Annotated in this window: 8 protein-coding genes; 7 read left to right on the top strand and 1 reads right to left on the bottom strand. The window is 58.8% G+C overall.

The features are described from left to right. The 3 genes from LG374_RS02990 to LG374_RS02980 all read left to right on the top strand — a co-directional run bounded on the left by LG374_RS02990 (position 1) and on the right by LG374_RS02980 (position 11,003). The gene (locus LG374_RS02990; RefSeq protein WP_225756323.1) at positions 1–10,044 is read left to right on the top strand and encodes a glycosyl hydrolase family 28-related protein; all 10,044 of its coding nucleotides are present in this window, start codon (positions 1–3) and stop codon (positions 10,042–10,044) included. 204 nt (positions 10,045–10,248) lie between these two features. Beyond that, positions 10,249–10,557, top strand: a complete 309-nt coding sequence (locus LG374_RS02985; protein WP_225756322.1) for an IS630 transposase-related protein — start codon at positions 10,249–10,251, stop codon at positions 10,555–10,557. Further along, the gene (locus tag LG374_RS02980; RefSeq protein WP_370639324.1) at positions 10,551–11,003 is read left to right on the top strand and encodes an IS630 family transposase; all 453 of its coding nucleotides are present in this window, start codon (positions 10,551–10,553) and stop codon (positions 11,001–11,003) included. The genes LG374_RS02985 and LG374_RS02980 overlap by 7 nt, the downstream gene beginning before the upstream one ends. Positions 11,004–11,158: 155 nt before the next feature. Here LG374_RS02980 and LG374_RS02975 read toward each other — a convergent pair whose 3' ends face one another. Further along, the gene (locus tag LG374_RS02975; RefSeq protein ID WP_225756321.1) at positions 11,159–12,148 is read right to left on the bottom strand and encodes an MBL fold metallo-hydrolase; all 990 of its coding nucleotides are present in this window, start codon (positions 12,146–12,148) and stop codon (positions 11,159–11,161) included. Positions 12,149–12,460: 312 nt separating this feature from the next. Here LG374_RS02975 and LG374_RS02970 point away from each other — a divergent pair, with 312 nt between their 5' ends. From LG374_RS02970 to LG374_RS02955, 4 genes are all read left to right on the top strand, one after another. Then, positions 12,461–13,258 (top strand): inositol monophosphatase family protein, encoded by a 798-nt coding sequence (locus LG374_RS02970; RefSeq protein WP_225756320.1) that lies wholly within the window; start codon positions 12,461–12,463, stop codon positions 13,256–13,258. After that, positions 13,255–13,944: a ComF family protein gene (locus LG374_RS02965; RefSeq protein WP_225756319.1), complete on the top strand. Its 690-nt coding sequence runs from the start codon at positions 13,255–13,257 to the stop codon at positions 13,942–13,944. The genes LG374_RS02970 and LG374_RS02965 overlap by 4 nt, the downstream gene beginning before the upstream one ends. A 22-nt stretch (positions 13,945–13,966) precedes the next feature. Next, the gene (locus LG374_RS02960; RefSeq protein ID WP_225756318.1) at positions 13,967–14,527 is read left to right on the top strand and encodes an inner membrane-spanning protein YciB; all 561 of its coding nucleotides are present in this window, start codon (positions 13,967–13,969) and stop codon (positions 14,525–14,527) included. A gap of 97 nt (positions 14,528–14,624) precedes the next feature. After that, on the top strand, positions 14,625–16,109 hold the full coding sequence (locus LG374_RS02955; protein ID WP_225756317.1) for an amino acid permease: 1,485 nt from the start codon (positions 14,625–14,627) through the stop codon (positions 16,107–16,109). The last annotated feature ends 21 nt before the right edge of the window (positions 16,110–16,130 follow it).

The following is a 16,130-nucleotide window of genomic DNA, read 5'->3' as shown; positions in this document are numbered from 1 at the left end:
ATGGCCCGTATCACCCTGACCCTGAAAAATCCCGCCGGCGACATCCTTGCCACCTACACGCTTGATAGCAGCGGTGCGCCGCTACAAATCGAAGCGGTGAACAACGTCTATTACGAATTTGCCGAAGCTGGCGGACGCGGCCCGGCGGCACTCAGCGGTACGCGCAGCGGTGATGACCTCGTGGTGAGCATTGACAACAATAACCGCCTGATCATCAAAGATTACTTTACCAACGGCCAGGGGGCGCTAGTCGGCATGCAGGCCGATGGCACGCCGTACATCTACCCGGTGGTGGATAACGCCCCGGAACACATCCTGGCAAGCGAAATCGGTGCAGGGACGGCAACAGGCAGCAGCCTGCCACCGGCAGCGATCGCCGGCATCATCGGCGGTGTAGCGCTGACGGCGGGCGGCATTGCCATTGCTGCACACAACCACGACAAACATCATCACGATGATAACGTGGCACCACAGCCGCAACCCGAACCACAACCTAACCCAAACCCACAACCCAATCCAAATCCGCAGCCGCAGCCGCAACCTAACCATGTAGGCAAAATCAGCATCAGCGGCGAGGCCAAAGTCGGGCAAACGCTGACCGCTGCCGTTAACGATGACGACGGCGTACCCGCTAACGTGCAATACCAGTGGCTACGTGACGGCCAGCCGATTAGCGGACAAACGGGCAGCAGCTACACGCTCACCAAAGACGATGCGGGACACAAAATCACCGTGCGTGCGGTCTACAAAGACAACGCCGGACACAACGAAAACCCGCTAAGCGAGGCTACCGCTACCGTCGCCGATACCCCTGCGCCGAATCCGCCGCCGCAGCCCAATCACGCAGGAAAAATCAGCATCAGCGGTGAGGCCAAAGTTGGACAAACGCTGACCGCTACCGTTAACGATGACGACGGCGTCCCCAATAACGTGCAATACCAATGGCTGCGTGACGGTCAGCCCATCAGCGGACAGACGGGCAGCAGCTACACGCTCACCCGCGACGACGCGGGACACAAAATCACCGTGCGTGCGGTCTACAAAGACAACGCCGGACACAACGAAAACCCGCTAAGCGAGGCTACCGCTACCGTCGCCGATACCCCTGCGCCGAATCCGCCGCCACAACCGAATCACGAAGGCAAAATCAGCATCATCGGCGAGGCCAAAGTTGGGCAGACGCTGACCGCTGCCGTTAGCGACGACGACGGCGCGCCCGCTAACGTGCAATACCAGTGGCTGCGTGACGGCCAGCCGATCAGCGGACAAACAGGCAGCACCTACACCCTCACCCGCGACGACGCAGGGCACAAAATCACCGTGCGCGCGACCTACAAAGACAACGCCGGACACGACGAAAATCCACTAAGCGAGGCTACCGCTACCGTCGCTGATACCCCTGCGCCGAATCCGCCGCCGCAACCGAATCACGAAGGCAAAATCAGCATCAGCGGTGAAGCGAAAGTCGGACAAACACTGACCGCTGCCGTTAGCGATGACGACGGCGTACCCAACAACGTGCAATACCAATGGCTGCGTGACGGTCAGCCCATCAGCGGACAGACGGGCAGCAGCTACACGCTCACCCGCGACGACGCGGGACACAAAATCAGCGTGCGTGCTACCTACAAAGACAACGCCGGACACAACGAAAATCCACTAAGCGAGGCTACCGCTACCGTCGCCGATACCCCGGCGCCGAATCCGCCGCCGCAGCCGAACAACGAAGGTACGGTGAACATCACGGGCGAGGGCAAAGTCGGTACCGAACTTACCGCCAACATCAGTGATGCCGATGGCGTGCCGGATAGCGGTGTGACCTACCAATGGCAGCGCGACGGCCAACCGATCGCCCAAGCTAACGGCAAAACCTACACCCTCACAAGCGACGACGCCGGACACAAAATCAGCGTCCACGTCGAATACACCGACAACAAGGGCACGACAGAAAAACCGACCAGTGCCGCGCTGGATGTAGAAAGCACCCCAACCCCGCCGAACCACGAAGGCACGGTGAGCATCACGGGCGAGGGCAAAGTCGGCAGCGAACTGACGGCCAACATCAGTGATACCGATGGCGTGCCGGATAGCGGTGTGACCTACCAATGGCAGCGCGATGGCCAACCGATCGCCCAAGCGAACGGCAAGACCTACACCCTCACCAGCGACGACGCTGGACACAAAATCAGCGTGCATGTCGAATACACCGACAACAAGGGCACGACAGAAAAACCGACCAGTGCCGCGCTGGATGTAGAGAACGCCCCAACCCCGCCACAGCCGCAGCCCAACAACGAAGGCACGGTGAGCATCACAGGTGAAGGCAAAGTCGGCAGCGAACTCAGCGCTAACATCAGCGATGCCGATGGCGTACCGGATAGCGGCGTGACCTACCAATGGCAGCGTGACGGACAACCGATCGCCCAAGCGAACGGCAAGACCTACACCCTGACCCAAGACGACGCCGGACACAAAATCAGCGTGCACGTCGAATACACCGACAACAAGGGCACGGCAGAAAAACCGACCAGCGCAGCGCTGGAGGTGGAAAACAACCCAACCCCGCCACAGCCGAACCACGAAGGCACGGTGAACATCACGGGCGAGGGCAAAGTTGGCAGCGAACTCACCGCCACCATCAGCGATGCCGACGGTGTGCCGGATACGGGCGTGACCTACCAATGGCAGCGTGATGGGCAACCGATCGCCCAGGCGAACGGCAAGACCTATACCCTGACCCCAGACGACGCCGGGCACAAAATCAGTGTGCATGTCGAATACACCGACAACAAGGGCACGGCAGAAAAACCGACCAGCGCAGCGCTGGATGTGGAAAGCGCCCCACCGCAACCGAACCACGAAGGCACGGTGAAGATCACGGGCGAGGGCAAAGTCGGCAGCGAACTCACCGCCAACATCAGCGATGCCGATGGCGTGCCGGATAGCGGCGTGACCTACCAATGGCAGCGCGATGGCCAACCGATCGCCCAGGCGAACGGCAAGACCTACACCCTGACCCAAGACGACGCCGGACACAAAATCACCGTGCATGTCGAATACACCGATAACAAGGGCACGGCAGAAAAACCGACCAGCGCCGCGCTGGAGGTGGAAAACAACCCAACCCCGCCACAGCCGAACCACGAAGGCACGGTGAACATCACGGGCGAGGGCAAAGTTGGCAGCGAACTCACCGCCACCATCAGCGATGCCGACGGTGTGCCGGATACGGGCGTGACCTACCAATGGCAGCGTGATGGGCAACCGATCGCCCAGGCGAACGGCAAGACCTATACCCTGACCCCAGACGACGCCGGACACAAAATCAGCGTGCACGTCGAATACACCGACAACAAGGGCACGGCAGAAAAACCGACCAGCGCAGCGCTGGATGTGGAAAGCGCCCCACCGCAACCGAACCACGAAGGCACGGTGAAGATCACGGGCGAGGGCAAAGTCGGCAGCGAACTCACCGCCAACATCAGCGATGCCGACGGCGTGCCGGATACGGGCGTGACCTACCAATGGCAGCGCGATGGCCAACCGATCGCCCAAGCGAACGGCAAGACCTACACCCTGACCCCGGACGACGCTGGACACAAAATCAGCGTGCATGTCGAATACACCGACAACAAGGGCACGGCAGAAAACCCGACCAGCGCCGCGCTGGAGGTGGAAAACAACCCACCCCCGCCGCAGCCGCAGCCCAACAACGAAGGCACGGTAAGCATCACGGGCGAGGGCAAAGTCGGCAGCGAACTCACCGCCAGCATCAGCGACGCAGACGGTGTGCCGGATAGCGGCGTGACCTACCAATGGCAGCGCGATGGACAACCGATCGCCCAGGCGAACGGCAAGACCTACACCCAGACCCCCGACGACGCCGGACCCAAAACCAGCGTGCACGTCGAATACACCGACAACAAGGGCACGGCAGAAAAACCGACCAGCGCCGCGCTGGAGGTGGAAAACACCCCGCCCCAGCCGAATAACGAAGGCACGGTGAGCATCACGGGCGAGGGCAAAGTCGGCAGCGAACTGACGGCCAACATCAGCGATACCGATGGCGTGCCGGATAGCGGTGTGACCTACCAATGGCAGCGCGATGGCCAACCGATCGCCCAAGCGAACGGCAAGACCTACACCCTCACCAGCGACGACGCTGGACACAAAATCAGCGTGCATGTCGAATACACCGACAACAAGGGCACGGCAGAAAAACCGACCAGCGCAGCGCTGGATGTAGAAAACAGCCCAACCCCGCCACAGCCGCAGCCCAACAACGAAGGCACGGTGAGCATCACAGGTGAAGGCAAAGTCGGCAGCGAACTCAGCGCTAACATCAGCGATGCCGATGGCGTACCGGATAGCGGCGTGACCTACCAATGGCAGCGTGACGGACAACCGATCGCCCAAGCGAACGGCAAGACCTACACCCTGACCCAAGACGACGCCGGACACAAAATCAGCGTGCACGTCGAATACACCGACAACAAGGGCACGGCAGAAAAACCGACCAGCGCAGCGCTGGATGTAGAAAACAGCCCAACCCCGCCACAGCCGCAGCCCAACAACGAAGGCACGGTGAGCATCACGGGCGAGAGCAAAGTGGGCAGCGAACGGACCGCCAACAGCAGCGATGCCGACGGCGTGCCGGATAGCGGCGCGACCTACCAATGGCAGCGTGCTGGGCAACCGATCGCCCAGGCGAACGGCAAGGCCCACCCCCTGACCCCAGACGACGCCGGGCACAAAAACAGCGTGCAGGTCGAATACACCGACAACAAGGGCACGGCAGAAAAACCGACCAGCGCAGCGCTGGATGTGGAAAGCGCCCCACCGCAGCCGAACCACGAAGGCACGGTGAACATCACGGGCGAGGGCAGAGTCGGCAGCGAACGCACCGCCAACATCAGCGATGCCGACGGCGTGCCGGATACGGGCGTGACCTACCAAGGGCAGCGCGATGGCCAACCGATCCCCCAAGCAAACGGCAAGCCCTACACCCTGACCCCGGACGACGCTGGACACAAAATCAGCGTGCATGTCGAATACACCGACAACAAGGGCACGGCAGAAAACCCGACCAGCGCCGCGCTGGAGGTGGAAAACAACCCACCCCCGCCGCAGCCGCAGCCCAACAACGAAGGCACGGTGAGCATCACGGGCGAGGGCAAAGTCGGCAGCGAACTCACCGCCAGCATCAGCGACGCAGACGGTGTGCCGGATAGCGGCGTGACCTACCAATGGCAGCGCGATGGACAACCGATCGCCCAGGCGAACGGCAAGACCTACACCCTGACCCCGAACGACGCCGGACACAAAATCAGCGTGCATGTCGAATACACCGACAACAAGGGCACGGTAGAAAAACCGACCAGCGCCGCGCTGGAGGTGGAAAACACCCCGCCCCAGCCGAATAACGAAGGCACGGTGAGCATCACGGGCGAGGGCAAAGTCGGCAGCGAACTCACCGCCAACATCAGCGATGCAGACGGTGTGCCGGATACAGGCGTGACCTACCAATGGCAGCGCGATGGCCAACCGATCGCCCAAGCGAACGGCAAGACCTACACCCTCACCCGCGACGACGCTGGACACAAAATCAGCGTGCATGTCGAATACACCGACAACAAGGGCACGACAGAAAAACCGACCAGCGCCGCGCTGGATGTAGAGAACGTCCCAACCCCGCCACAGCCGCAGCCCAACAACGAAGGCACGGTGAGCATCACAGGTGAAGGCAAAGTCGGCAGCGAACTCAGCGCTAACATCAGCGATGCCGATGGCGTACCGGATAGCGGCGTGACCTACCAATGGCAGCGTGACGGACAACCGATCGCCCAAGCGAACGGCAAGACCTACACCCTGACCCAAGACGACGCCGGACACAAAATCAGCGTGCACGTCGAATACACCGACAACAAGGGCACGGTAGAAAAACCGACCAGCGCCGCGCTGGAGGTGGAAAACACCCCGCCCCAGCCGAATAACGAAGGCACGGTGAGCATCACGGGCGAGGGCAAAGTCGGCAGCGAACTCACCGCCAACATCAGCGATGCAGACGGTGTGCCGGATACAGGCGTGACCTACCAATGGCAGCGTGATGGGCAACCGATCGCCCAGGCGAACGGCAAGACCTATACCCTGACCCCAGACGACGCCGGGCACAAAATCAGTGTGCATGTCGAATACACCGACAACAAGGGCACGGCAGAAAAACCGACCAGCGCCGCGCTGGAGGTGGAAAACAACCCAACCCCGCCGAACCACGAAGGCACGGTGAGCATCACGGGCGAGGGCAAAGTCGGCAGCGAACTCACCGCCAACATCAGCGATGCCGATGGCGTGCCGGATACGGGCGTCACCTACCAATGGCAGCGCGACGGGCAACCGATCGCCCAGGCGAACGGCAAGACCTACACCCTGACCCCGGACGATGCCGGACACAAAATCAGCGTGCATGTCGAATACACCGATAACAAGGGCACAACAGAAAAACCGACCAGTGCCGCGCTGGAGGTGGAAAGCACCCCAACCCCGCCGAATCACGAAGGCACGGTGAAGATCACGGGCGAGGGCAAAGTCGGCAGCGAACTCACCGCCAACATCAGCGATGCCGACGGCGTACCGGATACGGGCGTGACCTACCAATGGCAGCGTGACGGACAACCGATCACCCAAGCAAACGGCAAAACCTATACCCTGACCCCGGACGATGCCGGACACAAAATCAGCGTGCACGTCGAGTACACCGACAACAAAGGCACGGCAGAAAAACCGACCAGTGCCGCGCTGGATGTGGAAAACAACCCAACCCCGCCGCAGCCGCAGCCCAACAACGAAGGCACGGTAAGCATCACGGGCGAAGGCAAAGTCGGCAGCGAACTCACCGCCAACATCAGCGACGCAGACGGTGTGCCGGATACGGGCGTGACCTACCAATGGCTACGCGACGGTCAGCCTATTGATCAGGCGAACGGCAAGACTTACACCCTGACCCAAGACGACGCCGGACACAAAATCACCGTGCGTGCCACCTACAAGGACAACGCAGGGCATGATGAAAACCCGACGAGTGATGTGACCGACATCCCTGCACCGCCGCCGAATCAGCCGGGTAGCATTGCCATCAGCGGCGATGCCAAAGTGGGTAGCACCCTCACCGCTACTGTCAGCGACGGCGACGATTTCGCCGCTGATAAAGTGCAATACCAATGGCTGCGCGACGGCAATCCTATTGATAGTGCCAACAGCAGCACCTACACCCTGACCCAAGACGACGCCGGGCATAAAATCACGGTGCGCGCCACCTATCAGGACAATGCCGGACATGATGAAAACCCGACCAGTGACGGGACGGACATTCCCATGCCGCCGCCGTCTGGCAAAGTCGGCGAATATGTACCGAAGCCGACCACCGACTTTATTGCCAACGTCAAAGATGCCGCATACGGCGCCAAGGGCGACGGACAAACGGATGACACGGCTGCCATCCAGAAAGCCATTGATGCGGTCGCGGAAAAAGGCGGCGGTATCGTCGATATTCCGAACGGCACCTATCTGATTGACGCCATGCGCCAGGAAACCTCGTCCTACGAAACCAGCGGCCTCGTCCTGAAGAGTAACGTCATCCTGCGCATGGCCGATGGCACCGTGCTCAAATCGTTGCCGAACGACTCCCAGTTCGCCTCCGTCATCACCATCAAAGACGCCGACAACGCCCATATGTACGGCGGCACGGTAGTAGGCGACCGCAGCATCCACACTGGCGAATACGGCGAATGGGGTCACGGTGTGCGCATCACCAATTCCACCAACGTCGTCATCGAGAAAGTCACCTCAAAAGAAAACTGGGGTGACGGCTTCTACGTCGGCAAGCGCGGCGGCAGCGACATCGAGACCCAAAACATCACCTTCTATCAGGTGAACGCCGATCACAACCGCCGCCAGGGCATCTCCATTACCCACGGCAAGGGGATCAAAGTCCTCAATTCCATTTTCAAGGACACCGACGGCACCGACCCGCGCGCCGGCATCGACATCGAACCGAACAAAAACGAGCAAGTCAGCGACGTGGAATTGCGCGGCAACACCTTCTCTGGCAACCGCTACGGTATCGTTGCCTCGAACCACATGCACGGCGGTAGCACGGCGGTGAAAAATATTACCTTCGAAGACAACATCGTCGAGGATAACCACGTTGGCATCCTTTACGTCGGCGTCGAAGGTGGCACCATCCGCCACAACACCGTGCGTCAAAAACACGATATGCCCGAGAAATACCCCTATCACCACCAGTACGGCATAGAACTGCGCAACGGGGCCGTGCATCCGACCACCGGCGTTACCGTCAGCGATAACGACCTCTACGGCGGCAACGTTATCGACCGCCAGACCAGCGGCAACACCATCGGCACCAACCACTTCAAGAGCGCCGTGTACATCAAGGGGATTGCCCAGCCGGGACAAACCCTCACTGCCGAAGTCTATGACGGTGATTACGGCGAACTGTACCGCCACATCAGCATTAAAGTGCCAGCCAAATCCGTGACCAGCTACCGCTGGTATGCCGATGGCGTGGAAATCGAAGGGGCACACGAATCCACCTACACCCTGACCGAGGCAGAAAAAGGCAAGAAAATCACCGTCAAAATCGCCTATACCGACACCGCCGGGCAGGAAGAAATCGCGACCGCTTCGACCGACATGAAAGTCGGCTACGAAAACCACGCGCCGACCGACATCACCCTCGATCCACTCGTCATCTACGGCAACGAAGACCAGGCCGAAGTTGGCACCCTCAAAGCCATTGACGCGGACAAGGGTGACCGCTTCACCTACACCGTCAATGACGAGCGTTTCGAAATCAACGGCGACATGCTGCGCCTGAAAAAAGGACAAAGCCTCGACTACGACAAAGTGAACAGCGTCACCCTCACCGTCACCGCGACTGACCAGATGGGGGCGAGTGTCAGCAAAACCTTCACCGCCTACATCCGCGCGCCGAAAGGGATGCCCGGCTTCGACTACTACGACCTCACCCTGTCCGCCAACAAACTGATGGAAGGCCAGGATGGCGCCAGCGTCGGCAAACTCACCCTGCGCGACCGCAGCGTCGGCAAAGACTACACCTACCACGTCAGCGACCCGCGTTTCGAAATCGTGGACGGCACCCTCAAACTCAAAACCGGGCAGAAAATCAACTACGACCAGGAACAAACCGTCGCCGTCAGCGTGACCGTCAGCAACAGCGGCGGCATGACCATGCGCAAAACCTTCACCCTGCACGTCGAAGACGATCCGAACTACCCGCCCAGCGGCAACAACGTGCCGCCTGAACCTGTGGATATCCACAGCGCCACCGAGGCGGCTGATGCCCTGCACAAACACGACGCCGACAGCGCAGACAGCCCTAACCACAGCGGTCAAAACAGCGACGGCCACGGCGCAGCGGCAAACCACGCGGAAAGCGGCGATACCCATACCGCCACTGACCACGCGCAGCACGACGGCGCCGCAAACAACGCCGCGCAGACCCTGGGCGATAGCGATGCCCCCATCCACCTCAGCGCGCCCCTCAACGCCGCGGATCACGCCGAACTGGCAGACAAGAGCAGCGCAGAAATCCTTGACCGCCTCGGCGAACGCGGCAGTGACGCCTTCACCTTCGACGCCAGCGAAACCCCGCACACCCTCACCGGCACGGACGGCAACGACAACCTTGTCGCGGTCGGCGGCGCGAACACCCTCAAAGGCGGCGAAGGTACGGACCAGTTCATCTTCATCACCCAGCCAAAAGACGGGGACAGCCCGGCGCTGAATCAAATCCTCGACCTCAACAGCGGGGAAGACCGCATCCGCCTCGTCGCAGGCAAAGGCGAAACCATCAGCGACCTGCAATACGACGCCGACAGCCGCCTCCTCAGCTACACCCTGCACGACAGCGAAAACCGCAGCTACCACAACAGCATCACGGTGAACGCGCACGACGGTCACGCGCTGACGCAGGAAGAAGTGCTGGCGGCGGTGAGCATCCTGTAAACAGCGCCAAGCGGCGAAAAACGGGCTTCGGCTCGCTACCACAAAAAACTCCCCCGCTGGGGGAGTTTTTTTGCCCGGTGAACACCCATAAACCCTGTGTTTACGTCGCTTGACGATTCCAGTATTTACGCCGCTTGGCAAGGTCCGGTTTTTAGCTGTTTAACTATAGCTAAAATTCTTATTTTTTCATACAGGAGAATGATTATGGCCTACTCTCCCGACTTTCGTAAAAAAGTCCTGGAAACATTAAGTCGTGGATTATCAGTTCGAACTACTGCTGCACTATTTGGGATCCATTTCACGACCATTCAAAATTGGAAGAAACATCCTGAAAAAGCCAAAACACCACAAAAACGACCACCGAAAAAGATCCGCACAGAAGAACTCCTGGCTGATATTGAGATGTATCCAACAGATTATCTAAGCGAACGTGCCAAACGATTCAAATGCACACCCGCTGCTATCAGAAAGACTATGCTACGCAATAAATTTAGTAAAAAAAGACGATACTGAAACACCCCAAGGCTTGTCCGATTAAACGGAATTGGTTCCAACGTTTTCAGACCTGCTTCCGTAAGCGCAAACTACCTTTGGTATATATTGACGAGAGTGGCTTCGGCAAAGACTGGATCAGGCGATATGGTTATTCACTTAGAGGACAGCGTTGTTACGCTGAGCATGATTGGCATGGTAAAAATCAAGTTAATGCTATAGGTGCGGTATATGAGAACAAGCTATTTGCTGTTGGCTTGTTCGAGCATAGCATTAATACTGATATTTTTAAGGCGTGGGTGGAGCAAACCTTGTTACCTGAACTGCCAAAAAACAGTGTAGTTGTGATGGATAATGCAGCTTTTCATAAAAGCAGCGAGATAGCTGATTTATTAAAGAAGAATGGGCATAGGATATTATGGCTTCCACCTTATAGCCCTGACTTAAACCCAATCGAGCATAAATAGGTATGGATTAAATCTATTCGCAATAAACTTCGATTAAATAATATTGACCTATTATTTAATATCTGTATGAATAATTAAGTATATTAGCCATATATCGATTGGGTAGGCTTTTCTGTTCATACCGATAGGTTACAGCAGAGACTATGGACACGTTCTTATGGCACATGGTGATACCAATCATCGCATGCCGTGTCCATGTCAAAAATCTGGCCGAGCAACGGGGTGAGCGGATTGACGCCGTAGGCACGGGCAGCGGGGATGCTGCGCAATACGGGATCATTCCAGCGATGCAGCGCCATCGGATAGGCACCCCAATGGATGGGCATAAAGCGCGAGGGGGCAAGTTTGGCGGCAACAGCGGCAGTTTCTTCAGGAAAAAGATGGTTGTCCGGCCAGTGTTCGCTGTATTGACCGTTTTCGATGAAGGCAATGTCAATGCGGCCGATGCGGGCGGCAATGGCGTCAAAGTGTTGTCCCCAGGCGGAATCGCCGTGAAAGTAGTAGCGTTCGTTATCGTATTCGATGAGATAACCCGCCCATAGGCTGCGGTTGTGATCGAACATTCCGCGTCCGCTGTAATGACGCGCGGGCAGGGCGGTGTAGCGGATGCCGTTGCGCTCAATACTTTGCCACCAGTCCATCTCGCTGATACGCGCGGCGGGAATACCCCAGCGTTGCAATTGCACGCCGACACCAAGCGGGACGAGGTAATGTGCGTGGCCGTGTGCCAGGCGCTTGTGCGTAGCACGTTCGAGGTGGTCGTAATGATTGTGTGAGATGAGGACGACATCCAGCGGCGGTAATTCGGTGACGGTCGCGGCAGGCGGCTGGAAGCGTCGCATGGTAAAGGGCACGGGCGAGACGTTACCACCAAAAACAGGGTCGGTGATAAGGGTTTGTCCACCGATACGCATCAGCAGGGTGGAATGGCCAAACCAGATGAAGCGACTTTTGGCAGCAGGGGCGAGGAACGTGGCCCAGTCAGGGCGCAGACTCGGCAGCGGCGCGGGTGGGTAGGTGTGGCGGCTGTGAATGATCATTTTCGATAAGGCGGCAAGGCCGTGTTGCAGCGGGCGCGGTGGTTCAGCAGCGTGGAAGCGGCGGGTATGCGGGTTGTAATGATCGCTGGCGGGATAGGAGCTCACAGATGGTTCCAGGATGAAAAAGTGCGTTATTGTACGGAGGTTCGTCAGCGGTGATTGTTTTTATAATCTGAATTTTCAGTAGCTTGTATATTTTTTGGAAAAAGTACTGAATGTGTCTTGATTGGGGTAATAGGAACATTTATTATTATCTCCGACGGAACAGCTCATGCTAACTGTCACATTGCCTCATGATGATTATTGCCCCGCTTTGTTGCGGGGTTTTTTTTGCCCTGCCGATAATTGGGGTTTTGCCGTGTGACAAGGGCGTGCTGTTACAATGCACGCCGTTTTTTTCTAGTGAGGTTTAGTGTTATGGCGATGAATCCGATGCTTACGATTGCCCGTCGTGCCGCCGAGGAGGCGGGAAAGATACTGCAACTGGGGCAGCGTCAGCTTGATCAGATCCAGATTGAGGAAAAAGGGCGCGGTGATTTGGTCAGTGTGGTTGATCGCCGCGCTGAGGAAGTGATTAAAAACGTGTTGCTGGACAAGTATCCGCAGCATGATTTTCTTGGCGAAGAATCGGGCGAAACGCGCGCATCAGCCGAAGAAAGTGAATATTGCTGGGTGATTGACCCACTCGACGGCACAACGAATTATCTGCATGGCCTGCCACAGTTCGCCGTTTCTATCGGTCTGCTCAAGCGTGGCAAACCGGAACTCGGCGTGGTGTACAACCCGGTCAGCGAGGAATGGTTCACCGCTGCCCGTGGCGAAGGCGCACAACTGAATGGTCGTCGCCTGCGGGTCAGCGGTCTGCGTGACGGTGGCCGCGCTATCGCCGCGACCGGTTTCCCCTTCCGCGATCCCGATTTGTTAACGCGTCAGTATGCGCTGCTGGCATCGGTGTTGCAGGAAATCGCCGATGTGCGCCGCCTCGGTTCGGCGGCGCTGGATTTGTGCTTCGTCGCTGCGAACCGTCTCGATGGCTATTTCGAGATGGGCATCAAGCCGTGGGACATCTGCGCCGGGATGCTGATTGCCCAGGAGGCGGGCGCTATAGCCAGCGATTTCAGTGGGGGGCAGGATATGCTCGAACGCGGTGAAATCGTCGCCGGCAATATCTACCTGCACAAAATCCTGCTGACACGTCTTGCTGCCGCCGCATGATTGCCCGCTGGCTGACCCGCTTCCTGCAACCGCGCTGTATCGGCTGCGGCAGAGCGGCAGTGGTCGGCCTGTGTGACGATTGCGCGGTACGCCTGCCGCATCTTGGCATCCATTGCCCCACCTGTGCCAATGGTGTCGCCGATGCCCGTTTTGCCTGCGGTACCTGCCTGCGCCGCCCGCCCGCTTACAGCCGCTTGCTGGTGCGCTGGCAGTTTCGTGATGTGGTGCGCAGTACCATCCTGCGTGGCAAGTTTTATGCCGACCGCTGCGCGTTGCGTGTGCTGGAAGACGAAACCCGCCGCCTGCTGCATGCCCATCCTGTGCAGGTTGATGCCGTACTTGCCATGCCGATTGCCAACCGTCGCCTGCACCAGCGCGGCTTTAACCAGACTCTCTTTCCCGCCCGTGCGGCAGCGCGCCTGCTCGGCGTGCCGCTTGTTGCCGAAGGCGTCTTCTATAAAGAAGGACGCGCACCGCAGTCGCTGCTGCCCACCCATGCCGCGCGGCGGCGCAACATTCGTGGCGCATTTGCCGTGCGCGATACCTTACCCGCGCGTCTCCTGCTTGTGGATGACGTCGTGACCTCCGGCGCCACCCTGCATGAAGCAGCGCGAGCCCTGCGAACAGCAGGCGTGCAGGATGTCGTCGCCCTCGCCATCGCCGCCGCTCATCGCGGTACTTCTTAACACCCAGATTACACGGAACACCATGCAAGAATTTTTCCCCGCTTTCGCTTTTGTCGCGGCCTACTTTATTGCCGGCAGGAGCGGCTATGGCGCTCAGGCCATCTACTGGGCGACCGCAGCCGCCATGATCGGCGTGATCCTGCAACTCACCTGGATGCGTTTGCGCCGCCATAAAATTGAGAAAAAACACTGGCTGACGGCGCTGCTCATCCTGGTCTTCGGCAGCATTACGCTGGTCGTCAAGAACCCCATGATCATTAAATGGAAAGTCAGCATTACCTACCTCGTCTTTGCCTGCGGCCTGCTGGGCGCGCAATGGCTCGGCAAAATCAACCCTATCCGGGAAATGCTTGGCAGCGCTTTTGATATGCCGGATGGCCTGTGGCGCCGTCTCAACACCGCCTGGGCGCTGTTTTTTGTCTTTATGGCGATACTTAACCTGATTGTGGCCTATAACTTTTCCGAAAGTTTCTGGGTCGGCTTCAAGCTATGGGGTTCACTGGGCGGGACATTCCTGTTCATGGCCGCGCAAATCTACCTGCTGCGCGGCTATCTCAAACAGGAAGAACCACCGCGCGAATAAAAACGGCAACGTAGGCGGCAACTTCGCTACTTGCAAGCGTCGGCGGCAGATAAATCCGCTATCATGCACGCCTTCAACATGACTAACTTGTAAACCCATGACAGAAAATGCCCCCAACACCGAGGTGAAACGCCACCTCAAAACCCGCCATATCTCGATGATTGCTATTGGCGGCTGCATCGGCACCGGCCTTTTCATGGCCAGCGGCAGCGCCATTCATGATGCCGGCCCCGGCGGCGCACTGCTCGCCTACGCCGCCATCGGCCTGATGGTCTATTTCCTCATGACCTCGCTCGGCGAAATGGCGACCTACCTGCCCACCTCCGGCTCGTTCGCGACCTACGCTTCCCGCTTCGTTGATCCCTCGCTCGGTTTCGCCCTCGGCTGGAACTACTGGTTCAACTGGGTCATCACCGTGGCGGTGGACATTGCCATCGCCGCCATCGTCGTCACCTACTGGGAGCCGCTACGCTTCCTGCCCGCTTGGGGCTGGAGCATCGTCTTCTTCACTCTCATCACCGCGCTCAACCTCTTCTCGGTGAAAGCCTACGGTGAGACGGAATACTGGTTCGCCCTCATCAAAGTCCTCACCGTCATCGTTTTCCTTGCCATCGGTACCCTGACCATCTTCGGCATCCTTGGCGGCGCATACGTCGGCTTCACCAACTTTACCGTCGGCGACGCCCCCTTCCTCGGCGATGGCATCGGCAACAAATTCCTCGCCATTCTCGGCGTCTTCCTCATCGCCGGCTTCTCCTTCCAGGGCACGGAGCTCATCGGCATTACCGCCGGCGAGTCGGAAAATCCGGAACAAAGCATCCCGCGCGCGGTCAAGCAAATCTTCTGGCGCATCCTCATCTTCTACATCCTCGCCATCCTCGTCATCGGCCTGCTCATCCCCTACACCAGCCCGCAACTACTCGGCGCGGACGTGGACGAAATCGCCAAATCGCCCTTCACCCTCGTCTTCGAACGGGCAGGACTGGCCTTTGCTGCCGCGCTCATGAACGCCGTCATCCTCAGCTCTATCCTCTCGGCGGGCAACTCCGGCATGTATGCCTCAACACGGATGCTCTACGCCATGGGCAAAGACGGCCTTGCCTGGCCGCTTTTCGCCCGCACTGGCCGCCGCAGCGGCGTGCCGCACAACGCGGTCTTCGCCACCGCCCTCGTCATCCTCGCCATCTTCCTGCTGCAACTGGATGACCGCGTCGGCAAGCATATGTACGAATACATCCTCGCCGCTTCGGGGCTGACCGGCTTCATCGCCTGGCTCGGCATCGCCATCAGCCACTACCGCTTCCGCCGCGCCTACATCGCGCAAGGCAAACCGCTCGAAGCCCTCACCTACCGCGCCAAATGGTTCCCCTTCGGTCCGCTGCTCGCGCTCGGCCTGTGTATCCTCGTCATCATCGGTCAGGACACCGAGCTGGTGCTGAACGCTCATCTGGACTGGCAGCGTCTGCTGATTACCTACATGGGGCTGCCTGTTTTCTTCACCTTCTACTTCTATCACAAGCTGCGCTACAAAACGCGCAAGATCCCGCTCACCGAGGTGGATTTGCGCCGCGACGCCCATTAAGCACCGATAAAAAACCCCGCT

Origin of the sequence: Cardiobacterium sp. Marseille-Q4385 (assembly GCF_916618745.1) — a bacterium.
In the GTDB taxonomy this organism is placed as follows: domain Bacteria; phylum Pseudomonadota; class Gammaproteobacteria; order Cardiobacteriales; family Cardiobacteriaceae; genus Cardiobacterium.
The sequence above is the reverse complement of the archived record's forward strand: the minus strand, read 5'-3'. Positions and strand labels throughout refer to the sequence as shown.

Excerpts from the sequence above, each read along its gene's own strand:
- LG374_RS02990 (WP_225756323.1), top strand. The coding sequence starts at position 1 with ATGGCCCGTATCACCCTGACCCTGAAAAATCCCGCCGGCGACATCCTT.
- LG374_RS02985 (WP_225756322.1), top strand. The coding sequence starts at position 10,249 with ATGGCCTACTCTCCCGACTTTCGTAAAAAAGTCCTGGAAACATTAAGT.
- LG374_RS02970 (WP_225756320.1), top strand. The coding sequence starts at position 12,461 with ATGGCGATGAATCCGATGCTTACGATTGCCCGTCGTGCCGCCGAGGAG.
- LG374_RS02965 (WP_225756319.1), top strand. The coding sequence starts at position 13,255 with ATGATTGCCCGCTGGCTGACCCGCTTCCTGCAACCGCGCTGTATCGGC.
- LG374_RS02960 (WP_225756318.1), top strand. The coding sequence starts at position 13,967 with ATGCAAGAATTTTTCCCCGCTTTCGCTTTTGTCGCGGCCTACTTTATT.
- LG374_RS02955 (WP_225756317.1), top strand. The coding sequence starts at position 14,625 with ATGACAGAAAATGCCCCCAACACCGAGGTGAAACGCCACCTCAAAACC.